General features: G+C 65.6%; 22 protein-coding genes and 3 pseudogenes. 16 read left to right on the top strand and 9 right to left on the bottom strand.

Annotation, left to right across the window (positions count from 1 at the left end; all coding sequences use genetic code 11):
* The first annotated feature begins 49 nt into the window (after positions 1-49).
* The gene (locus tag CSW63_RS06635) at positions 50-988 is read left to right on the top strand and encodes a GlxA family transcriptional regulator (protein ID WP_062098420.1); all 939 of its coding nucleotides are present in this window, start codon (positions 50-52) and stop codon (positions 986-988) included.
* A 173-nt stretch (positions 989-1,161) separates the two neighbouring features.
* Here CSW63_RS06635 and CSW63_RS06630 read toward each other — a convergent pair whose 3' ends face one another.
* Both CSW63_RS06630 and CSW63_RS06625 read right to left on the bottom strand, forming a co-directional pair.
* Positions 1,162-2,073 (bottom strand): carbon-nitrogen hydrolase family protein, encoded by a 912-nt coding sequence (locus CSW63_RS06630; RefSeq protein ID WP_062098422.1) that lies wholly within the window; start codon positions 2,071-2,073, stop codon positions 1,162-1,164.
* Complete coding sequence (locus CSW63_RS06625; RefSeq protein ID WP_062098424.1) at positions 2,070-2,627, bottom strand: DUF1003 domain-containing protein; 558 nt, start codon at positions 2,625-2,627, stop codon at positions 2,070-2,072. Before CSW63_RS06625 ends, CSW63_RS06630 begins: the two co-directional genes overlap by 4 nt.
* 150 nt (positions 2,628-2,777) lie before the next feature.
* On the opposite strand from CSW63_RS06625, the gene CSW63_RS06620 reads away from it, so the two are divergent.
* Both CSW63_RS06620 and CSW63_RS06615 read left to right on the top strand, forming a co-directional pair.
* Entirely contained in the window at positions 2,778-2,957 is a 180-nt protein-coding gene (locus CSW63_RS06620; protein ID WP_062098426.1) for a DUF1508 domain-containing protein, read from the top strand.
* Between the two features lie 90 nt (positions 2,958-3,047).
* Positions 3,048-3,869: an SDR family oxidoreductase gene (locus tag CSW63_RS06615; RefSeq protein ID WP_168193616.1), complete on the top strand. Its 822-nt coding sequence runs from the start codon at positions 3,048-3,050 to the stop codon at positions 3,867-3,869.
* Here CSW63_RS06615 and CSW63_RS06610 read toward each other — a convergent pair.
* The 3 genes and pseudogenes from CSW63_RS06610 to CSW63_RS06600 form a co-directional block, all read right to left on the bottom strand.
* Complete coding sequence (locus tag CSW63_RS06610) at positions 3,835-4,971, bottom strand: cell wall hydrolase (RefSeq protein WP_062098430.1); 1,137 nt, start codon at positions 4,969-4,971, stop codon at positions 3,835-3,837. The genes CSW63_RS06615 and CSW63_RS06610 overlap by 35 nt on opposite strands.
* Positions 4,972-5,388: 417 nt before the next feature.
* Positions 5,389-6,432, bottom strand: a pseudogene (locus tag CSW63_RS06605) (hypothetical protein).
* Positions 6,393-6,722 carry a PadR family transcriptional regulator gene (locus CSW63_RS06600; protein ID WP_168193615.1) on the bottom strand — a complete coding sequence of 110 codons (330 nt, stop codon included), beginning with the start codon at positions 6,720-6,722 and terminating at the stop codon, positions 6,393-6,395. Before CSW63_RS06600 ends, CSW63_RS06605 begins: the two are co-directional and overlap by 40 nt.
* Before the next feature lie 177 nt (positions 6,723-6,899).
* On the opposite strand from CSW63_RS06600, the gene CSW63_RS06595 reads away from it, so the two are divergent.
* Positions 6,900-7,268: a cytochrome c gene (locus CSW63_RS06595; RefSeq protein ID WP_062098436.1), complete on the top strand. Its 369-nt coding sequence runs from the start codon at positions 6,900-6,902 to the stop codon at positions 7,266-7,268.
* A 21-nt stretch (positions 7,269-7,289) separates the two neighbouring features.
* Here the strand turns inward: CSW63_RS06595 and CSW63_RS06590 are convergent, their stop codons facing one another.
* Entirely contained in the window at positions 7,290-7,649 is a 360-nt protein-coding gene (locus CSW63_RS06590) for a helix-turn-helix domain-containing protein (RefSeq protein ID WP_062098438.1), read from the bottom strand.
* A gap of 179 nt (positions 7,650-7,828) precedes the next feature.
* Between CSW63_RS06590 and CSW63_RS06585 the strand changes: the two genes are divergently transcribed.
* The 7 genes from CSW63_RS06585 (at position 7,829) to uvrB (ending at position 13,445) form a co-directional block, all read left to right on the top strand.
* Complete coding sequence (locus CSW63_RS06585; RefSeq protein ID WP_062098459.1) at positions 7,829-8,200, top strand: nuclear transport factor 2 family protein; 372 nt, start codon at positions 7,829-7,831, stop codon at positions 8,198-8,200.
* Between the two features lie 4 nt (positions 8,201-8,204).
* Positions 8,205-8,417, top strand: coding sequence for a 4-oxalocrotonate tautomerase family protein (locus tag CSW63_RS06580; RefSeq protein ID WP_062098440.1), 213 nt, complete (start codon positions 8,205-8,207; stop codon positions 8,415-8,417).
* 133 nt (positions 8,418-8,550) lie between these two features.
* Entirely contained in the window at positions 8,551-9,246 is a 696-nt protein-coding gene (locus CSW63_RS06575) for a TetR/AcrR family transcriptional regulator (RefSeq protein WP_099503881.1), read from the top strand.
* 97 nt (positions 9,247-9,343) lie between these two features.
* Positions 9,344-9,850, top strand: a complete 507-nt coding sequence (locus tag CSW63_RS06570; protein ID WP_062098442.1) for a DUF3429 domain-containing protein — start codon at positions 9,344-9,346, stop codon at positions 9,848-9,850.
* Positions 9,847-10,569, top strand: coding sequence for an SDR family NAD(P)-dependent oxidoreductase (locus CSW63_RS06565; RefSeq protein WP_062098443.1), 723 nt, complete (start codon positions 9,847-9,849; stop codon positions 10,567-10,569). Before CSW63_RS06570 ends, CSW63_RS06565 begins: the two co-directional genes overlap by 4 nt.
* The gene (locus tag CSW63_RS06560) at positions 10,544-11,110 is read left to right on the top strand and encodes a DeoR family transcriptional regulator (protein ID WP_062098445.1); all 567 of its coding nucleotides are present in this window, start codon (positions 10,544-10,546) and stop codon (positions 11,108-11,110) included. The genes CSW63_RS06565 and CSW63_RS06560 overlap by 26 nt, the downstream gene beginning before the upstream one ends.
* An 85-nt stretch (positions 11,111-11,195) precedes the next feature.
* On the top strand, positions 11,196-13,445 hold the full coding sequence (gene uvrB, locus CSW63_RS06555; protein WP_062098447.1) for an excinuclease ABC subunit UvrB: 2,250 nt from the start codon (positions 11,196-11,198) through the stop codon (positions 13,443-13,445).
* Positions 13,446-13,593: 148 nt separating this feature from the next.
* On the opposite strand, the gene CSW63_RS06550 is transcribed toward uvrB, so the two are convergent.
* On the bottom strand, positions 13,594-13,926 hold the full coding sequence (locus CSW63_RS06550; protein WP_127846944.1) for a hypothetical protein: 333 nt from the start codon (positions 13,924-13,926) through the stop codon (positions 13,594-13,596).
* A 507-nt stretch (positions 13,927-14,433) separates the two neighbouring features.
* Here CSW63_RS06550 and CSW63_RS06545 point away from each other — a divergent pair.
* The 3 genes from CSW63_RS06545 to CSW63_RS06535 all read left to right on the top strand — a co-directional run bounded on the left by CSW63_RS06545 (position 14,434) and on the right by CSW63_RS06535 (position 17,294).
* Positions 14,434-14,628 carry a type II toxin-antitoxin system VapB family antitoxin gene (locus CSW63_RS06545; RefSeq protein ID WP_062098451.1) on the top strand — a complete coding sequence of 65 codons (195 nt, stop codon included), beginning with the start codon at positions 14,434-14,436 and terminating at the stop codon, positions 14,626-14,628.
* A complete protein-coding gene (locus CSW63_RS06540) occupies positions 14,625-15,020 on the top strand; it encodes a PIN domain nuclease (RefSeq protein ID WP_099503885.1) in 396 nt (131 codons plus the stop codon). The genes CSW63_RS06545 and CSW63_RS06540 overlap by 4 nt, the downstream gene beginning before the upstream one ends.
* Before the next feature lie 189 nt (positions 15,021-15,209).
* Complete coding sequence (locus tag CSW63_RS06535; protein ID WP_168193614.1) at positions 15,210-17,294, top strand: AAA family ATPase; 2,085 nt, start codon at positions 15,210-15,212, stop codon at positions 17,292-17,294.
* On the opposite strand, the gene CSW63_RS06530 is transcribed toward CSW63_RS06535, so the two are convergent.
* Positions 17,283-17,555: a type II toxin-antitoxin system ParD family antitoxin gene (locus tag CSW63_RS06530; protein WP_062093606.1), complete on the bottom strand. Its 273-nt coding sequence runs from the start codon at positions 17,553-17,555 to the stop codon at positions 17,283-17,285. The genes CSW63_RS06535 and CSW63_RS06530 overlap by 12 nt on opposite strands.
* A gap of 264 nt (positions 17,556-17,819) precedes the next feature.
* On the opposite strand from CSW63_RS06530, the pseudogene CSW63_RS24105 reads away from it, so the two are divergent.
* A pseudogene (locus tag CSW63_RS24105) lies at positions 17,820-17,966 on the top strand (hypothetical protein); the annotation flags it as partial.
* Positions 17,967-17,987: 21 nt separating this feature from the next.
* On the opposite strand, the pseudogene CSW63_RS23325 reads toward CSW63_RS24105, so the two are convergent.
* A pseudogene (locus tag CSW63_RS23325) lies at positions 17,988-18,210 on the bottom strand (hypothetical protein); the annotation flags it as partial.
* Between the two features lie 261 nt (positions 18,211-18,471).
* Between CSW63_RS23325 and CSW63_RS06520 the strand changes: the two are divergent.
* Positions 18,472-21,318, top strand: coding sequence for a TonB-dependent receptor (locus CSW63_RS06520; protein ID WP_099503887.1), 2,847 nt, complete (start codon positions 18,472-18,474; stop codon positions 21,316-21,318).
* The last annotated feature ends 13 nt before the right edge of the window (positions 21,319-21,331 follow it).

Genomic DNA, 21,331 nt, shown 5'->3' with positions numbered 1-21,331 from the left:
GTCTGGCGGAAATGACATAGTTCCCGCAATTTCAGCCAGAGCCCCCGACATGCCCCGTGCGATCGGCTTTCTTGTCTATCCCGGCTTCCAGCTGCTGGACGCCACCGGCCCGATCGCCGCGTTCGAGATCGCCGGACGGCTGTCGCCGGGCGCCTACAGCCTGCACTTCCTGTCGTTGCGCGGGGGCCTCGTCCCGAGCACTTCGGGCATGGTCGTCCAGACCAAGGCCCTGGCCGAGGCCCCGCAATTGGACACCCTGCTGATCGCCGGCGGCGATGCGGTGAAGGTTCCCGCCACCTGTCCCGAGACCCTGGCCTTCGTGCGCGAGGCTGGCCGCTCGTCACGGCGCGTCGCCAGCGTCTGTTCGGGAACCTATGTCCTGGCCGAGGCCGGCCTCCTGGACGGCAAGCGCGCCACCACCCACTGGAGCCGGACCAAGGACTTCCAGCGTCGCTATCCGAACATCAGGCTCGAGCCCGATCGCATCTGGATTCAGGACGGGTCGGTATGGAGCTCGGCGGGCATCACCGCCGGCATCGACCTGTCCCTGGCCCTGATCGGCGCCGACGAGGGCGAGGCGGTGGCGCGGCGGACGGCCCAACAGTTGGTGGTCTATCACCACCGCCCCGGCGGCCAGTCGCAGCACTCGGCCCTGATCGACCTGCGCCCCGGCCGCTTCGACGCCCTGCTGTCCTGGGCCCGCCAGAACCTGTCCGAGCCCCTGACCGTCGAGCAACTGGCCGACCGCGCCGCCATGAGCCCCCGCAACTTCGCCCGCCTGTTCGCCCAGGAGACCGGCGTCACCCCCGCCAAGGCCATCGAGCGCCTGCGCGTCGAGGCCGCCCGCGCCCTCCTGGACAGCCAGCCTCTACAGGTCGAGGACGTGGCCCTGGAGACGGGCTTTGGCGATCCCGAGCGGATGCGGCGGGCCTTCATCCGCGCGTTCGGCCAGCCGCCCCAGGCGCTGCGACGGGCGCGTGCGGGATAGCGGGGGGCGAGAAAGCGCCCCCTCCGTCACGCGGCTTTCGCCGCGCGCCACCTCCCCCGCAAGCGGGGCAGGAGGGTTGCGGCTTCCTCCTCACCCGTGAAACGGGGGAGGTGGCGCGGCGCCGATAGGCGACGTGACGGAGGGGGCCCATTGGGGGCTCGCCAAGCCGACACCTAAAGCCCCGTCCGATCCCTCGACCTGGGATCGTCCACGACCTCGCCCGAATGCAGCACCCCGTCGATCGCCCGATCGCGCCAGGCGACGGTGCTGTCGTAGATCGCCGCGTCGGGGTCGATCACCGACAGCAGCACCCCTTCGGTCTCGGGCTCCAGCGCGCCGGTGATCACCCCGTCCGGCCGAACCACGAAAGACGGCCAGCAGCTTTTCGGCGCCGCCGAGTTCGGACAGCTTATCCAGAGGTTGTTGTTCGAGGCGCTGGCGATCATCCCCGCCGGCATGGTGATCGCCGGCAGTGTGGTCCCGCCCGTCAGGTGATGGCGGCCGACATCGGCCTGCATCGCCGCGAACCGCTCGACCGGCAACCCGCCCGCGTGGAAGCCGTGGAACATCAGCCGCACACCTCGCCCGTGATAGGCGCGATAGAGCTCCGGATAGCGATAGTCATGGCAGATCAGAACGCCGCAGCGGACGCCCTTGATCTCGAAGACGGCGAAGTGGTCGCCCGGCGTGTAGTGGGCGAGATCCCCGGTCAGGCCCCCAGCGTCGCCGGCGCAGAACCGTTTGTCGTAGCGGTCCACCAGCGCGCCCGAGGCGTCGATGACATAGGCGCAGTTGTGCGGCTTGCGCCCTTCGGACAGCGGATGGGCCGAACCCAGGATCGTCCAGAGTCCAAGCTCGCCCGCCAGCGCCACGACGCGGCGGGTCGCCGCCTCCAGACGCGGCCAGTCGAAGCCCTCGAAGCTCGCAAAATCGACGCCCGCATAGCCGGACAAGGCCGCTTCCGGAAAATGGACGACATCCGCGCCCCTCGTCCGGGCCTCGCGCATCAGGCGCTCGATCGCCGCCTGATTGGCGTCGATGTCGGCCGAGATGGCGAACTGGGCGGTGGCGAGGATCAGCTTCACCCGCCCCGCTCCGCCCGCAGGATCGCCACCTCCTCCTGCAGCACCGAGAGGCGCGCGGCGTGCTCGCGGCACAGCACCATCAGCTCGTCGCTGCGCAGCGCGTCCAGCTTGTCGATCACCCGCATGATCTCCAGTTCGGCCCGCAGGTTGACGGCATAGTCGTGCTCGGCGGTCAGGCGGTCTTTCGCCGCCTGACGGTTCTGGCTCATCATGATCACCGGCGCCTGGATCGCCGCCACGGTCGAGAGCAGCAGGTTCAGGAAGATGAACGGATAGGGGTCGAACGCCAGGTGCATCGGCTTGAGAGCCAAGTTCAGCCCGATCCACAGCAGCAGCGCCAGGGTGAAGCCGCCGATGAAGCTCCACGAACCGCCGATGGCCGCGACCTTGTCGGCCAGGCGCGTCCAGAAGGTGCCCTCGTCGAGCAGGGCGCGCGGGTCCGACGGCTGCTCGGCCAGGATCAGGTCGATGACGCGCTTCTGGACGTCGTTGAGGTCTTCGTAGCGGCGACCGAGCAGGTCCATCGAAAGCTGGTCGAGACGATCTTGCGACATGAGGTGAAGACTCGGCGGAAAGTTAAGCCTCATCATCGGCGGCGCGCGCCGGACGTGGCAAGGCCGCGATTGACAGCCCTCGTCGCCAGGGCGACGCTTACTCGTCGGGTGGGGCCGACGAGAAATCAGATCCGCAAAGGAGAAGCGCCGATGGCCCACAAGTTCATCATCAAGAAGAACAAGGCCGGCGAGTTCGTCGCCTATTTCACCTACAACAGCGAAACCATCTTCTGGACCGAGGGCTACGCGTCCAAGGCCTCGGCCAAGAACGCCATCGAGTCGATCAAGAAGAACGGCCCCGAGGCCGAGGTCGACGACCAGACGGACTGATCCGTCCCGGCCAGAGGCTCCCTCGCGACGGCGGGGGAGCGAAGGCCGCGACAGCCCCCTTGACCCCTCCGCCCGTTCGGCATCTGATCATTGATAACAATGATACGGGAGGGGTCCATGCCGGCGAACGGGCGCAAGAGCATCTTCATCACGGGCGCGGCCAGCGGCATCGGCCTGGCGTGCGCCAAGCGGTTCGCCCAGGAGGGCTGGTTCGTCGGCCTGTCGGACATCGACAAGGCGGGACTGAAAGCGGCGCTGCTGGCCATCAGCCCCGAGAACGGCTCGATCCATCATCTCGACGTCCGTGACCGCGAGGCCTGGGAGAACGCCATCGGCGAGTTCGGCCGCGAGACCGGCGGCAAGGCCGACGCTCTGCTGAACAACGCCGGCGTCGCCCGGTTCGGCATGCTGAACGAGATGTCGGACGCCGACTGCGACATCCAGATCGACATCAACATCAAAGGCGTGATCAACGGCGCCCGCGCCGGCCTGCCGCTGCTGAAGGCCGCAGGCGGGCGACTGATCAACGTCGCGTCATGCGCCGGGCTCTACGGCTCGCCGAAGCTGGCGGTCTATTCGGCCACCAAATTCGCGGTGCGCGGCCTGTCGGAGGCGCTGGACGTCGAGTACGCCGCCTATGGCGTCAGCGTCGCCTGCGTCATGCCGTGGTTCGTCGAGACGCCGATCCTGAACGCGGCCTCGGACGGCTCCAACAAGTCGATGTCAGAGTCGCTGAAGGCCGGCGGGCTGGAGGTCTATCCCGTCGAGGACGCCGCCCAGGTGGTCTGGGAGGCCGCCCACGGCAAGGCGCTGCACTATCTGGTGGGCAAGCGGGCGAAGCAGATGCGCTTCGCCACCAGCCACATGCCCGGCAGCGTCAGGAAGCAGCTCCGCTCCCGGCCCCTACTGTAGCCTTAAGGCCTTCGAGCACCGGCTTGTCGTTGGCCGGCGCCATCGACTTGACGGGCGTCAGGGTCGGAGCCTTCGCGGGCGCGACGTTCGGCGCGGAGGCCGGCTCGGAGACCGGACCGATCGGACCGCCTACGCCCGGGGCGCTGGCGCCCGGTTCCAGGCGCGCCAGGGTGGTATAGGCCACGGGCCCGTGACCGTCGGCCGTCAGGCTGGCGATCTCGGACGGCGCGATATCGTCGACCGTCGGCGACAGGCTCGAGCCCCCGCCACGGCGGCCGAAGCGATAGAAGATGTGCATCCCCACCTGGGTCACGCGCAGCAGGCGCGGACCCCAGCCCGGCGAGACGTTGACCGTGTGGAAGTGGGTGGCCGAGCCGACTTCGCTGGCCATTGTGCCGGCCAGGGCGCGGGCGGCGACCTTGCGGGCGCGGCTCCAGGCGCCGCCCTCGCGGGCGCGGCGCATCGAGCCATCGCAGGCGAAGCTGAACTGACAGCCCGTGCGATTGTAGGCGCCCTGGAACACGACGCCGCAGATCGACTTCGGGAAGGCCGGGTGGCGCACGCGGTTCAACACCACCTGAGCCACGGCCGCCTGACCGCTGGGGGTCTCGCCCCTGGCCTCGTAATAGATCGCCTGAGCCAGGCATTCGAGCTCGCGCGAGCTCTGCAGGGCGTTGCCGATCTGGAACGGACCGGCCCCCGCGCCGTTGAACATCGTGCCGAAACTGGCGCGCAGCATCAGCGGGCCGGTGCGGCCGCTCTGGCCGGGCAGCAGGGCAGAACCGGCGCCTTCAAGGCGGGCGGCCAGCATCGCCGACTGGCGATCACGCTGATCGACGGCAGCGAAAAGTTGGGGATCATGACGCTTGGCCACGGCGAGCGCGCCGGGGTCCATACGCGTAGAAGCGCTGAGCATCGCCGCTTCGGAGAAATCCCCCGAAGCGCCTTCCGCCAATCGGGCGACGCGGGCGTGGGTCGAGGCCGATTGGGCCAGGCCACCCAGAAGGTAAACGCCGCCAAGGGCGAGGCCCGTGATGGACCCCACCAATACGGCGCCGACCAGCCCGCGCGCGTCCGCGCGCGTCTGCGACTTGATATACAAAACTCGTGTCCTGCGCGGCGAGAGCCTCCGGCTCCCCGACAAAAGCGCCCCGGAAACCCCGCAAAAATCACTGGCGGAGACTCTTCCGAAGCGGAGGACTGGCCGTATCACGCTGTGGCCAAGATCCTGCTTGTAGCGGCTTATGACGTATCCATGACCGACTCGCAAGCACTTGCCGCGCCGCAACATGGCGCCTGCGCCTAAGCGCCGCACAGTCGAAACGTTAACGCCTTGAATCCTCGCGAAAAGCTGGACACGTCCGATCGTCGTTTTTTTGCGGCCGCCAAGGCCCCGTCGCGCCTTTGCTCAACCCATCAGGCGGGAATCTGAAACGGGACTTATCGTTACTCGGCAACGACACAAGGTTAACGACAAGGGGATGCGCGAGGAGCTCGAGAGCGCCCCGCGCGACCTGAGCTAACGCCCCCGGATCAGCCGCCAGGTGTCGACGATCAGCTTCAGCAGATTGGTGGCCACAGCGACCCACAGCGCGACCTGGAAGGTAAGGTCCACCGTCTTCTGCAGATTGGCCAAGCCAGCCACCGTCGCCTCCGGCGCAACGAGAGTGACCAGCGGCATGGCCGGCCAGAGAGCGGCGGCGATGGCCAAACCGATCAGCGCGCCGATGATTTCGGCGCCCGCCCGCGCCCGCACCCAGCCCGGCTTCATCACGAGGATCAGACCCGAGACCACCTGCACCACCGCCATGACCAGGATGGGCCAGTAGAGCGCCTGAAAGATGGGCGAGAAGGTCAGGGCCACCTCGCCCCCGCGCGTGGTGATGACATTGCCCGTCGGGAATTCCACCGCTCCGGTCCACCAACCGATGAACAGCAGGGTCACCGCCGTCTCGAAAAGGCCATCGAACCGGCTCTTGAAGAACCATTCCTTGGACTTGGGAACCCGGGGCAGTTCACTGACCTTCTAGTTCTGGAAGCCCTCGGTTCCGATCCAGCCACGCTCGATCGCGGCTCCGATCAGGGTCGCTGCGCCAATCAGGGTCAGGGCCGTGGGGATGAAGTCCGTGACCGTCCGCATCACCAGGCGCGCATCGCCATGGGCCGTCAGCATGGCCACGCCCGCCGGGATCACCGCCGCCAGGGCCGCCACCGCCAAGAGGACCTTCACGCCGAACAGCCAGAACGGATAGATCTCGGGACCGATCAGGGCGGTGCGCGGGCCATAGCGGCCGGCCACGGCGATCGGGTGACCGATCTCGCGCAGCAGGGCTTCGGTCTCGCGCTTGTCCAGCGGACGGCCAAGAGCCGCCTCGCGCTCCTCGACGCGGTTGACTATCAGGTCGCGCAGCTCGGCGACGATGTCCTGGCGCGAGGCCTTGGGCAGCAGGGCGGCGACCGCGCCCAGATAACGATCGATCAGATCGCTCATGTCATGGGGTCCTTCGGTAAGGGTGGCCGCTGTCACAGCAGCGGCTCCAGGGCGGCGTTGATCGCGCGCCATTCATCGGCGAGGCGGGCCAGAACGCCCCTCCCCTCGTTCGACAGCTGATAGAAACGCTTCTTGCGCTTGTCTTCCTCGCGCCATTCGCTGGCCAGCAGCCCTTGGGCTTCCAACCGCCGCAGCATCGGATAGAGCGCGCCTTCGTCGATCTCTACGCCCACAGACGAGAGCGCCTGACGCAGGCTGTAGCCGTAGCGCTCTTCCCTTAGCTGAGCGAGGACGGCGAGGATCAAGGTCCCCCGCCGCAGCTCCTGGCGGAGCGATTCAAAGATGTCCGTATCAGTCGGCATGGGGTGTGTGACGCATAGTGTGTGGCACATGGTGTGCGATACACACTGTATGTCACACAGCATTTGAGCGAGTCAACGCCCCCCCCGAACGCCGTTCGCTGTCAGGGCGGTAGGTGTTCTTACCGACTGACCTGACGCCCGGATGGCTCTAGACTTCGCTGCGAACAGGAGCCCGCCATGCCGCGTCCGATCCGCACGCTCGTCGCCGCCTCACTCCTGGCCGGCGGTCTTGCCGCCACGGCGACGGCCGCCAGCGCCCAGGCCTCAGCGGTCAACGGCCAGAAGCTGGCCCAGCGCCAGTGCGGCGGCTGTCACGCGGTGAGCGGGCTGAAGAGCCCCCTCACCGGCGCGCCGGCCTTCGCCAAGCTCTACCTGCGTTACCCGCCCGGCGGCCTGGATCGCGTGCTCTCTGAAGGCATGCTGTCGCCGCAATCGCCGCCCGAGGAAGGCTCCCCGCCTACTCATCCGCGCATGCCGCAGGTCAAGTTCGACGACGATCAGCGGGCGGACCTGAAGGCCTATCTTCGGAGCCTGGACCCCCGCTAGGGAGGGCCGAGGCCTCGCGACTCATGCGCGCTCAGCCGCATGCGCCGCCTTGAGCCGATGCCCGACCGCCACGATCGCCTCCAAGGCCGGAACGAGTCCTTCGCCTAGCGGCGTCAGGGCGTATTCCACTGACGGCGGCGAGGTGGGCTGGATCGTTCGCGAGAGCACACCCCGGGCCTCCAGTTCCTTGAGCCGCTGGGACAGCACCTTGGCCGACACCGGCGGGATATCGGTCCGCAGCTCGCTGAACCGCCTTGGGCCGGCGCGCAGATGCCAGATCACATTCGGAGCCCATGCGCCGGAGATGACGGCCATGCACTCCGTCAGCGCGCACGGTTCGGGCGGCGGCGCGCTGCGATTCTTTCGGACTTTCAGGACCATGCCAAACGCTCGGTTACCACCAGGAAACGTCAAAGCGCAGTAACCATTGGAAACCAGGTAGGCAAGCGTAACGCGTAATCATACCTGCGCGGTGGCCCTCAACCGGAGACCACGCCATGACACCTTACGCCCAGGACGCTCGCCATCGCCTGGAAGCTTCGCCGCCGTACCGAGACACCTTGAGCGACTTCGCCGGTGTCCAGGACGTCCTCCAGAAGTACTTCGACGCGCTCTACGCCTGCGACGTGGATCTGCTGGCGGAGGTGTTTCATCCCCGGGCGATCTACGCCACGGCGGACGAAAGCCCGGCGCTCTATCGTGACATGCCCACCTATTTCGAGGTGGTGCGCGGGCGCACCCCGCCCGCGGCTTCGGCGGATCCACGCCGGGACATCATCGACGAGATCGCCTTCGCCGGGCCCAACGCCGCCGCGGTGCGCGTACGTTGCACGCTGGGCGCGCGCGACTTCGTCGACCTGCTGACACTCGTCCGTGAAGACGGCCGCTGGCGGATCATCGCCAAGGTCTTCCAGATTATCGAGAAAGGCTGATCCCATGCCCTATGTGAACATCCAGGTGACCCGCGAAGGCGTCACGGCCGAACAGAAGGCTGACCTGATCGCGGGCGTGACCACCCTTCTCAGCGAGGTTCTGGGCAAGGATCCGAACACGACCTTCGTCGTAATCGATGAGGTCGCGCTTGAAAACTGGGGCGTCGGCGGCCTGCCCGTAGAGACCTACCGGGCGCTTAGAAAAAGGCCGGAATGACTTGATGCGTGGCATGGTGGCGCGGCGCCATTCAAAGGCCACGCGCCCGCCGGACCCTGGGGATTCCGAGGGGGCCAAGGTTTGCGCCGCCTGGGCGGCGACGGTATCTTGGCCGCGAAGGAGTGCGTTCACCTTGTCCAGAACCAAGGGCGCCAAGGATCTCGATCACGAGGCCAAGCGCCGTGACCTGTTGGAGAAGATTACGCTGCACCTGATGGCGCGGGGTGGCGAGCGTGCGAGCTTTCGTGACCTTGCGGCCGCCGCCGAGGTGTCGCCGCCGACTCTGCGGCACTACTTTGGTGACCGCCGTGCGGTCATCGATGCGGTGCTGGAGGAGTGTCTGCGCCGTGGCCGCCCGGGCCTCAACGCCCAGCGCCTGAGCGATCTGCCTTTCGAGGCCTCGATCTACACCTATGCTCGCAGCCTGGTGAACGCGCTGCGGGCCGAGAAGACGGTGCGCCTGGGCGATGTGTTCGCCCTCAGCCTGGCCGAGGGCCTGATGGACCCGAGCTATGGCCGCCCGGCCCTGGAGCATATTGTCGAGCCGACCTTGCAGGCGCTGGAGGCGCGGCTGCAACTGCACATCGCGCGCGGGGAGATGCGGGCCGATGTCGATCCGCGCATGGCGGCGCTGCAACTGGTCTCGCCGCTGCTGCTGGCCTGCCTGCATCAGGACCAGTTGGAGGGCGCGCATCTCCGCGCCATGAACCTGGAGAAGCTGATCGCCAGCACCTGCGGGGCGTTCCTGCGCGCCTTCGCCGTATCGCCGCCCGTCTGGGGAACCGACGAGCCGCCGGCGCCGGTTCTGGCGGCCGCGGATTGGCGCTAAACGTCGCGGCGAACCCTTAAGCGGTTCGCCGCCCTTTCTTTATACCAGTTGATACACTAAATATCCCTCGATCCGGTTTGACCGAGGGAGACGCCTTATGGACGGCGCGATCCATATCCTCGAGCCTCGTAGCGATAACGCCCCGCGCGCGGAGGCCGGCGTCGCCAGGGCCATGGCCGTGCTCGGCGCCCTGGGCTTGATCCCGTTCGTGGCCCCGCCCCTTCTGTTCTTGGTCGGCGCGCTGCCGGCGGGGACCGCCTGGATCGCCCAGGCCGCCTACGCCGGCGCGATCCTCGCCTTTCTCGGCGGCGTCCGGGCGGCGCAAGCCGCGCTGGGCGCGCGGGCGGATATCGCCACCCTGGTGATCGCCATGGCGCCGCCGATCGTCGGCTTCGCCGTCGCAGCGCTGGTCGCCGGCGCCGGCTCGTCCGCCTTGGTCGCGGCCGGCCTGCTGGGCCTCGCCGTCGCGCTCGCGGCGCAGGGCGTGTGGGACATGACCGCCCGCACCCTACCCGACTGGTACCGCAAACTGCGCCTGCCGCTCACCGTCGTCGCCTGCGGGTCTCTGCTGGTCGGCGCGCTACTGGCGAGCCTGCCCGCATGAGCGGACGCCTCGCCGTCGTCGTGGGCGCCAGCGGCGGTCTTGGCCGCGCCTTCGTGGCGCGCCTGGCCGCCGAGCCCGGCTGGAGCGCCGTCGTCGGCGTCGGCCGCGCCCGTCCGGACGACTGGCCCGAGGATCCCCGCACCCCGTTCCTCGCGCTGGACCTGCTGGACGAAGCCGCCCTCGCCGATCTCGCCCGGCAGCTGCGCGAGCGGGGCAGCCTCAGCCTGCTGCTGATCACCACGGGCCTGCTGCACGATACCGATCTGACGCCGGAAAAGAGCATGCGCGCGGTCAGCGCTGCGGCGATGCAGCGCCTGTTCGAGGTCAACGCCGTCATCCCCAGCCTGGTGCTCAAGCACCTGGCCCCGCTGCTCCCCAAGGACGAGCCGAGCGTCATCGCCGCGCTCTCCGCGCGGGTCGGCAGCATCGGCGACAACCGGCTGGGCGGCTGGCACGCCTATCGCGCCAGCAAGGCGGCGCTGAACATGATGATCCGCTGCCAGGCGCTGGAACTGCAACGCGAGCGCCCGCGCGCCGTCTGCGTGGCGCTGCACCCCGGCACGGTCGCCACCCCGCTCAGCGCACCCTTCGCCCGCTCGCCCAGGACCCTGTTCACCCCCGACGACGCCGCCCAGCGCCTGCTCAAGGTGCTGTCCCAGCTGGAGCCCGCCGATAGCGGCGGCTTCTTCGCCCATGACGGCCAGCCCATCCCCTGGTGAGCCGCTCACCCTTCCCCCCTCGGAGACGCCCCGCATGTTGATCCCCAGCGATGTCGCCCGCGCCGTCCGCCGCACGACCACGACCTTCGTCCTCAACTGGATCGACGCCCGCCAGCGGGCGCTGGACCTGGACCCGTTGGAGTTCCTGATCGTCCACACCATCGCCGCCGCCAATCTGCAGCACCTGCCCGCCAGCCGCCGCGCCGACCTGAACGATCCCGAGGCCGGCGACGAGCGCCACCCGGTGTCGATCGAGGGCGTGGCCGCCGCGCTGAACGTCTCCAGCGAGACGGTCCGCCGCCGCCTCAAGGCGCTGGTCGCCCGCGGCCTCGTCGAGCGCATGGGACCGCTGGAGGACGACGACGGCGAGCGCAGCGGGCTCAGCGCCGGCCTCGCCATCGACCTCAAGGCGCTGGAGAGCCCGGCCATGCGCCGGTCACTGGGGCTGGAGCTGTCGCAGCTGTGGCGCCTGCTGCTGTCGCTGGAGCAGTTGGGCGTCATCCGCATCAACCGCCAGCACATCGCCAACATGGCGGCGTAAGCGACGGGGCCTGCCGCCAGCCTGCTGCCACTCCCCGTCAGCAGGCCCCCTAGCGTTCGACGACCCGCGCTCTTAACTTGAGCCCATGCCTTCTCGCGACACCTCCGGCGTCTCCGACGTCTCGACGCCCTTCGTCCTGGACACGGTTCCCGGCGGCGCGATCCCGGCGCTGTGGACTCCGCATCGCCCCTCGCGGCCCGACAAGTCCGAGGGCGGCAAGAAGTTCAAGCTGGTCAGCGACTACCAGCCCGCCGGCGACCAGCCGACCGCCATCGCCGAACTGGTGGAGGGCATCGAGAACGGCGACCAGGACCAGGTGCTGCTGGGCGTCACCGGCTCGGGCAAGACCTTCACCATGGCCCAGGTCATCGCGCGCACCCAGCGCCCTGCCCTGATCCTGGCCCCCAACAAGACCCTGGCCGCCCAGCTCTATAGCGAGATGAAGTCGTTCTTCCCGGAGAACGCCGTCGAGTACTTCGTCAGCTACTACGACTACTACCAGCCGGAAGCCTACGTCCCCCGGACCGACACCTATATCGAGAAGGACTCCTCGATTAACGAGCAGATCGACCGGATGCGCCACTCGGCCACCCGGGCGATCCTGGAGCGCGACGACGTCATCGTCGTGGCCTCGGTGTCGTGCATCTACGGCATCGGCTCGGTCGAGACCTACACCGCCATGACCTTCACCCTGGAGGTCGGCCAGCGGGTGGACGAAAAGCAGCTGATCGCCGACCTCGTGGCCCAGCAGTACAAGCGCAACGACCAGGCCTTCGAGCGCGGCACGTTCCGCCGCCGGGGCGACACCATCGAGATCTTCCCCGCCCACTACGAGGACCGCGCCTGGCGCGTCACGATGTTCGGCGACGAGGTCGAGGCCCTGTCGGAGTTCGACACCCTGACCGGCAAGAAGACGGCGGACCTTGAGATGATCAAGGTCTACGCCAACAGCCACCACGTCACCCCGCGCCCGACGCTCCGGCAGGCCATTGTCGAGATCAAGAAGGAGCTGAAGGAGCGCCTCGACTGGCTGGTCGCCAACGGCAAGCTGCTGGAAGCCCAGCGCCTGGAGCAGCGCACGACCTTTGACCTGGAGATGATCGAGACCACCGGCTCGTGCGCCGGCATCGAGAACTACAGCCGCTATCTGTCGGGCCGCAAACCCGGCGAGCCGCCGCCGACCTTCTTCGAATACATCCCCGACAACGCCCTGCTCTTCACCGACGAGAGCCACCAGACGGTTCCGCAGATCGGCGCCATGTACAAGGGCGACCGCAACCGCAAATGGACGCTCGCGGAATACGGCTTCCGCCTGCCCTCGGCCCTGGACAACCGCCCCCTCAAGTTCGAGGAGTGGGACGCCATGCGGCCCCAGTCGGTGCACGTCAGCGCCACCCCGGCCGCCTGGGAGCTGGAGCGGGCCGGCGGCGTCTTCGCCGAGCAGGTCATCCGCCCCACCGGCCTGATCGACCCGCCGGTCGAGGTGCGCCCCGTCTCCAAGGACGGCGCCAGCCAGGTCGACGACGTGGTCGACGAGATCCGCCAGACCATCGCCAAGGGCTACCGCACCCTGGTCACCGTCCTGACCAAGAAGATGGCCGAGGACCTGACCGAATATCTGAACGAACAGGGCATCCGCGTCCGCTACATGCACAGCGACGTCGACACCATCGAGCGCATCGAGATCATTCGCGACCTGCGCCTGGGCCACTTCGACGTGCTGGTGGGCATCAACCTGCTGCGCGAAGGCCTCGACATTCCGGAGTGCGGCCTCGTCGCCATTCTCGACGCCGACAAGGAAGGCTTCCTGCGCTCGGAGACCAGCCTGATCCAGACCATCGGCCGCGCCGCGCGGAACGTGGACGGCAAGGTCATCCTCTACGCCGACCGGGTCACCGGCTCGATGGAGCGGGCCATGGCCGAGACCGCCCGCCGCCGCGAGAAGCAGCACGCCTACAATCTCGAACACGGCATCACGCCCGAGAGCGTCAAGCGCGACATCAAGGACATCCTCAACAGCCCCTACGAGCGCGGCGACCGCGTGCTGGTGCCGATGGGCATGTCGGAGACCGACGACCGCCCGTTCAGCGGCGACAACTTCAAGGCCGCGCTCAAGGACCTGGAGGCCAAGATGCGCGAGGCCGCCGCCAACCTCGAATTCGAGACCGCCGCCCGCCTGCGCGACGAGATCAAGCGCATGAAGCTGATGGACCTGGAATTCGCCAACGAGGTCCTCACCGCCCCGGGCGAAGCGGTCGACAAGACCGCCCCCAAACGGGTGCGCGCCGAGCTGCGGGCGGAGCAGGCCGAGGCGTTCCGGAAGAAGCGGCTGTAGGGGACCGCCTCCCCCCACCTGACCTGCTCCGCAGGTCGTCCGCCCCCAGAGGCGGGCGGAAGCAAACGCGCGCCCTTCTTCCCCCTCCGGGGGAGGAGCGCGTCAGCGCGGAGGGGGCGAGTATAGCGATGACCCGCCGCCGCCGCCCTCAGGCGCGCACCTGACACTCACTCACGAAACGCTTCAAGGCGCCAGGCGAGACCTTGAGATCGAAGTAGAGAAGAGTCTCGCGGATACCAAAGGCGACAACTCTTCCATCTGGGTTTTCCGCCAATTCGAGAGCAATCCGATTCAGCACTGCATCGCTCAGCTCATCGGAAACAGACGACAAAACTCGCCCATCCAAGATGGTTGTCACCCCCGTCCTCGCCGCGTTGACATCATGGCCCGTGAACGGCCCGATATGAACCTCGACAACATCTCGCCTCGGCAGCTCGAAGAATTGCCGATCGGGGAAGACACCTCTGATCACAAGATGCATGCGTCGCGACTCGGTACAGACCAGCGAAATCTTGGCTGAAGTTCTACCGGCCTGGCCCACCCCCAGCACCAGTCCCGCAACCGCCCGGAGCTGCGAGGCGGGCGTCCTATCCCAACCATAGTCGGGCTTCTCGGCGGGATTGCAGGCCGTAACAGCCAAGGCCAGGACGACCACAAGCGAGCGACAAGGTCGGAGCATTCGGGTCCCTCTGGGCGCCAAAGCCATAAATTGCGCCCCACACACGATCAACCCCAGGGTTTACGATCACGTCAATCTCGGTGACGCGCAGGATGATGCGCGACACAGGCCGTCAAGCGGCGGTGCGAGCGCTACGCGGCGCGCTGGACTGGCAGGGCGATCCAGAAGCCATGCGGGCGAACAGTTCATCGTAGCTCCTCTCCTCCCCCACGGGGGGAGGGGGACCGGCGAACGCCGGTGGAGGGGGCCGGCAGTGGCAAGACCGCCCCCGCCATGCTATGTGTATAGCGACGACACCGGATACACATCATGCGCACCAACATCGTCATCGATGACGCCCTGATGGCCGAGACCCTCAAGGCCACGGGCCTGAAGACCAAGCGCGAGGTCGTGGAGCTGGGCCTTAGGACCCTGCTCGACCTGCGCCGTCAGGCGGCGGTGCGCGAGCTGCGCGGCCGGCTGGCCTGGGAGGGCGACCTCGACGCGATGCGGACCGACGGGTGATCCTCGTCGACTCCAGCGTCTGGATCGACTTCTTCCGGGGCGTCTCGACTCCGCAGGTCGAGCGCCTGGACAGCCTGCTGGGCGCCGAGCCCCTGGTCGTCGGCGATCTGATCCTGACCGAGGTGCTGCAAGGCTTCACGCGTCAGCGCGACTTCGACCGCGCCCTGGCGGCGCTCAGCGCCTTCACCCTGGTCGAGATCGGCGGCCGCGACGTCGCGCTGCAGGCCGCGCGACATTACCGGACTCTGCGCGCCCTGGGCGTCACGCCCCGCAAGACCATCGACACCCTGATCGCCACCCGCTGCCTGGAGAGCGGCCACGCCCTGCTGTTCAGCGACCGGGATTTCGAACCGTTCGTCGAGCACCTGGGGCTGGTGTCGGGGATGGGGTGAGGCGGGAGGGACCTCGCGTTCCTCACCGGGGGAGGGCGGCTGAGTCCCGTGATTGGTGCATAGTTAGTGCAACTCCCTCACCGTCTTTCCCGCAACTCCGACTACATAACCTCGTTCTCCAACTTGCTGCAAAGCTGGACCGCCGCTAGCTTAACGCGAGGCACGGCTGCGCATTCGCTGAGGTTGATTTTGAAAATCGAGAACCTGAAAATCTCCAATTTTCGCGGGATTAGAGAAGTCGATCTTCGAGATTTGGGAAATACCATCATAATAGCTGGCCAGAATGGATCTGGAAAGTCTTGCATTTTCGATGCCGTTAGACTTCTTAAGTCTGTATATGGCGGATATCAACAGAATGAATGGCAGCAATGGATGGGAGAATTTCAGATTCAACTATCCAATCGATCCAGTGACTTTAAAGCGATGTTCAACGATCGAAATAAAGAATTGCGTATCGCATGCGACTTTCGCCTAGCCCAAGCAGAGCGCGTATACATCTCATCGAATGCAGATGAAGTTCTTCGGGAGGTTATCTGGCGGCGCATTCTGCCCGAGGCATACGAGTGGGGCGGCTACCGTATGGCTATGTTCGCCGCTCAGTTCCGAGACCGCGAACCTGAGGTGCTTGCGGAGGTTGCCAAAGTGAAGCCACTATTGATGGCTGAATTATCGAACGAGGTCATCCGGGGCGAGTGCTTCATCCCGGTGGGCGGCATCCCCAATATCGTCCAATCTATTGCGCTTACAGTTATCTTTAGCACCTACAGGCCGCAACAAATTGGGGTCATAGACTACCATGGCGCTCAGCGCCACTACAACAGAGAACATGTTCAGGGCGTAAATCTAGACCTTGATGCAAACAAACAACAGAAAAGCCAAAGCACGCTTTACAACTCTCAAAATAAATATGTTGGAGTTAAGAGCGAGCTTGCCGCAACGTATTTGCGAGAAATACTATCGCGAGAAGCGGGTGTAGAATCTCGCGGCGGCGTTACACTTATTGAAACACTCAAGGAGCTCTTCACCACATTCTTCCCCGACAAGGAATTTCTTGGGCCAAAGCCAACTCCTGATGGGGCCTTGACGTTCCCCGTCCAGACTGCCTCAGGATCAACCCATGACCTTGACGAGCTAAGCGCCGGAGAAAAGGAAATACTTTATGGGTATCTGAGGATTAGAAATTCCGCTCCTAACCATTCAATCATTCTTCTCGATGAGCCAGAACTTCACCTCAACCCGCGCCTGATCCGTGGATTGCCACAGTTTTACGAAAAAAATCTGGGCAAGGCGCTCGGCAATCAAATCTGGCTGGTTTCTCATTCCGACGCGCTATTGCGGGAGGTAGTAGGAAGAGAGGCGTACGACGTATTTCACATGCTTCCCTGCGGGGTCGTCCAGCCCGGCGAAACCCAACTCAAGCCGCTAGCCGTCACCGCAGACTTGGAACTAGCGCTCGTCGACCTTGTCGGAGATCTTGCCGCTTATCGTCCAGGCGGAAAAGTCATCATCTTCGAGGGCGGCGGCGACTCCGAATTCGATCAGAAAGTCACAGGATCCCTCTTTCCAGAATTACAGGAAAAGGCAAATCTGATTTCAGGATCAAATAAAGTCAGGGTTCGAGCACTACACGAAACCCTCGAACGAGCGTCCGAGAAAGGACTTTTACCGTTCAAATTCTTCGCAATCACAGACAAAGATACAGATTTTGAAGCCCCACATAAGTCAAATACCTTCACGTGGGACGTCTACCATATAGAGAACTACTTTTTGGTTCCAGAGATAGTATCTAGCGTAGTTTCTTCATTGTCCACCGCTGGTGGCCAGACGCCAGAAGTCGTAGCAGATAACCTCCGTGAGTGCGCCCGCGAAACTTTACCCCAATTGCTTAGACATGAGCTTGCCGAGTTCGCAAATAACGCACTGATACGCGCCATAAGCACTGGCACGGATCCGACTAAAGGTGACTTAGTCGCGGAGCTTACCGCAGCTGTTGGGCGATCCGTTGAACGGTTCCAGGCCGTGAGTCTGGGAGACTTGAATGAGACATCGCTAAGGGTGAAAGAACGCGAGCTTAGAGAGAGATATGAAGCCGCGCTGGCCGATGGAAATTGGATCAAAATTTTCAGGGGGCGGGATATACTCAAGAGGTACGCTGCGCGGTTCACAACGGTTCCGTACGAGATTTTGCGCAACTTAATACTCTCGCGGATGCGCGAGACTGGCTACCAGCCAACCGGCATGAAGACAGTTGTTGAGGCGATACTAGCCGCTTGATCCAGCCTGGGAGGACAGCCCCCTATCACCCACCCGCCGCCGCGCCTCCGCGCGGATCTCCTTCAGCGAGCGTTCGCCGACGCCGCTATCAAGGCCGTCGTCGATCAGGCGTTGCAGGTGGGCGATCTTGTCGGCGCGTTCCTGGTCGCGACGGATGAGGTCGCGGACGTATTCGCTGGCATTGTGATAGCGGCCCGACTGGGTCTGGCCTTCGACCCACTCGCGCATCGCGTCGGGCAGGGAAACATTCATCGTCGCCATGGCGCGCCTCCAAGGGGGTCATGACGCCAGGAGAGGGCGATCGGTGTCAAAGGGCCGTAACCCCTCACCCTCCCATCGCAAGCGATGGGCCCCGCCCTCTCCCTCTGGGAGAGGGTTTCGCGCTTCAGCCCTCTTTCTCTGGGAGCGGTTTTACGGGGATTGGCGGGCGTGAACGCTCGGCGTTGGCGGGGCGGATCCCAACATAGTCAACGCCTTGTCACTTTTACACGCCGCCCGATCCCCGGCGTTGGAACCGCCGCCATAATGACTGCACCTCGTCGCGGGGAAAGGGCGCGTTGGCCAGCGACCGATTGCGGCGGCGGGGGGCGGTCGAGCGGTGGAGGTCCGAGGGGGATACTCGGACGGTCCGGGGATCTGGTTGCTGGCCAGACCCGCCCGCCGTCGGCGTGGTTGGAGGCAAAAGGATGTGTCTTAGCCTGTAGTGGCTCGTCCTCTCCGACCGTCGCGCGCCCGGGAAACCGGGGGCGCGGGTCCCGGTAAGGCCTGAACAGGGCCACCTGACGGGACGCTGGCGGATAACGGCTGCGCGGAGCGTCCTGGCTTCGTCGAAACGGTACACACACCCCTTGCTTCCGGACGGATGTCCGGCGCTCCGCAGCCCTTTCCGTCCCTTCAGCGGCGCGCCGCGTGAAGCGGCGACGCCGTGGGCGCGGCGCCGTCAACAAGCCGTCATACTTTAATCGTATATCAAAACTCGTCTCATTTGCATTTTTTATATGACCGTTCGGAGGGGGGCTTCCCGAACGGCGCATCGCAGACGGGATCCAGCCTCGCACAGATCTTCCCTGACGGTCTCCTTGCCGGGCCGCCAGGTCGTTAACCCGTCGGTGTTCGCCGACGGGAGGGGACGGCGCGCGCCTGGGCGAGCGTCGGGACACATTCAACGGAGTTATCCATGTTCAGCCCGCCATCGCGCCTCAAGCTCGCGGCCCTGACCGGCGTCAGCCTGTTCGCCATCGCCCTCGGCTCGGCCGCGCACGCTCAGTCGACGACGAGTCAGAGCCAGAAGACCCCGGTCAAGCCGGCGGCCGACGACGCCGTCAGCGAAGTGGTCATCACCGGCCAGCGCCTGTCGACCGCCAACTCGATCGACCAGCAGAAGAAGGCCACCGGCGTCGTCAACGTCATCTCGGCCGACGACCTGGGCAAGCTGCCCGACGCCAACGTGGCCGACGCCCTGGCCCGCATCCCCGGCGTCAACGTCGTGGTCAACCAGGAAACCGGCGAAGGCGAGTACGTCTCGATCCGCGGCCTGGCCAGCACCTACAACGCCTATTCGATCAACGGCGTGCGCGTGGCCCTGACCGACTCCGGCTCGCGCAAGATGTCGATGACGGTGCTGCCGCCCAACGGCCTGAAGGCGATCGCGGTCAACAAGACCCTGACCCCGGACCTGGACGGCGACGCGATCGGCGGCTCGGTCAACTTCGTCACGCCGACCGCCTTCGACTTCCGCAAGCCGACCCTGCGCGTCTTCGCCTCGTACGGCCTCAATGACCGCGCCCAAAAGCAGGACGAGCCGGCCGGCAGCGGCCAGATCCAGATCGACGGCGCCCGCAAGTTCGGCAACGGCGACTTCGGCCTGTTCGGCTCGATCTATTACGGCAAGAGCCACTACACGAACGAAGAGTCCGAGAACGACGGCGAGTGGGAGCCCTACCGCTGGCGCAAGGACTCGATCGAGGCGATCGACAGCCGCTCGATGTACCTGCCGGGCATCGACCTGGACTTCCGTCGCGGCGAGCAGGAGCGCTTCGGCGGCAACTTCTCGGCCGACTACCAGATCGACCAGCACAACTTCTATGTCCGCGGCCAGTACGCCAAGCTGAACCGCACGGGCACCAACGACTACACCGACTTCCGCAGCCGTCCGACCAAGCGCCTGACCCAGGTGAACCTGGAAGACACCACCCTGCGCCAGCCCGAGCAGATGATCACCGGCCGCGATCCGGTGAAGGGCAATATCTACGGCTACACGGTCGGCCAGATCGTCGATGCGGACAAGGACGGCCTGATCACCGACGCCGACCGCAAGTCGGGCAACTCCTACTGGTCGCTGTTCGGCCGCTCGGGCGTCTGGAACCCGCAGGCCTTCCAGTTCGCCCGCACCCACGAGTCCCAGGATCAGGAGTCCTCGCTCTACACGATCAACGCCGGCGGCCAGAGCCGCTTCGATCGCCTGAGCCTGGACTACGACGTCAGCTACTCGTACGGCGAGAAGGGCACGCCGCTGTACTACGGCATCGGCTACAACTGCGATAAGTGCTCGACCGACCCGATGTTCACCTCGACGGGCATCCTCTGGTCGTCGGCCGATCCGCGCTTCCCGATGGCGCAGCTGCCGGCCTATGCGGCCAATGTCGACCACCGCGACGACCTGCTGCCCTTCGACGGCGCCTCGATGAGCAAGGACAAGCAGTCCGACGCCCGCACCGCGCTGAAGGTCGACGCCCGCTACGAGGTCGGCGGCCTGTTCGACTATGTGAAGACCGGCTTCAAGTATCTGAAGTCGGAACGCGACTACGACTCCACCCCGATCTGGGAAGGCGACCTGTCGGGCACGCCGCTGGCCGGCAAGTCGCTGGCGGCGTCGGGCCTGGTCGAGCGCCAGGTCGATGGCTTCTTCAAGGACCGCTACTACTATGGCTCGGTCCTGAGCCGTGATCGGGTGATCGCCGCGGTCAACGCCGCCCGCGCCGCCAATCCGGTGACCTACTCGACCGCCGACCTGAACAAGGACGACAAGAAGGGCTCGGAAACCATCTACGCCGGCTACGCCCTGGCGCACCTGCGTTCGGGCGGCCTCGAGGTCGTCGGCGGCGCGCGGATCGAGCACACCAAGGTGGAAACCACCGCCTGGATCAGCGACACCACCGCTGGCTTCGGCAAGACCAAGCGCGACTACACCAACGTCCTGCCCAGCCTGACCGCCGTCTACCGCCAGGGCGAGAGCCTGGTCTATCGCGGCGCGATCTGGACCAGTTTCTCGCGTCCGGAATACTCCAACATCTCGCGCGGCGAGAGCGTGACCCGCGATCCCTCGACCAAGGAAATCATCGCCATCAGCCGGGGCAACCCGGACCTGAAGCCCGGCGAGTCGGTCAATTTCGACCTGTCGGCCGAATGGTATCCGGATCGCTCGAGCGTGGTGTCGATCGGCGTCTTCCACAAGAAGATCAAGCACTTCATCTTCACCAACGGCCGCTCGGTCAACGCCCCCACCAAGGAAGGCACGATCACGATCACCCAGCCGCAAAACGGCGAGAAAGCGACGCTGACGGGCGTGGAACTGAACCTGATCAAGTCGTTCGAAGGGCTCTCGGCGCCGTTCGACGGCTTCGGCGTCGAGGCCAACGTCACCTCGCAGACGTCCGAGGCCGAGACGGGCCTAGCCTATCGTCGCGGCCATCCGATCACGTTCCTGCAGGCGCCGGACCTGATCTACAACACCTCGCTGACCTACCAAAAGTACGGCATCGAAGCGAAGCTGAGCTACCAGTATCAGGGCGCCTATATTGAAGACACGCGCGACAACGCGGTCGACAAGTGGGTGCAGCCGAACAAGTCGCTCGACCTGCACACCCGCTACACCATTCGCCAGGGTCTGACCGTCGATTTCGACGTGCAGAACATCCTGGATGGTCACCGCTACTACACGACCAAGGGCAAGAACCCGACCTACCAGAAGGACTACATGGAGCCGGGCCGGAACTTCATCCTGCGCGTCGCCTACTCGTACTAATCTGACCTGACTT

It is taken from the genome of Caulobacter sp. FWC26 (genome assembly GCF_002742645.2).
In the GTDB taxonomy this organism is placed as follows: Bacteria; Pseudomonadota; Alphaproteobacteria; order Caulobacterales; family Caulobacteraceae; genus Caulobacter.
The sequence above is the reverse complement of the archived record's forward strand: the minus strand, read 5'-3'. Positions and strand labels throughout refer to the sequence as shown.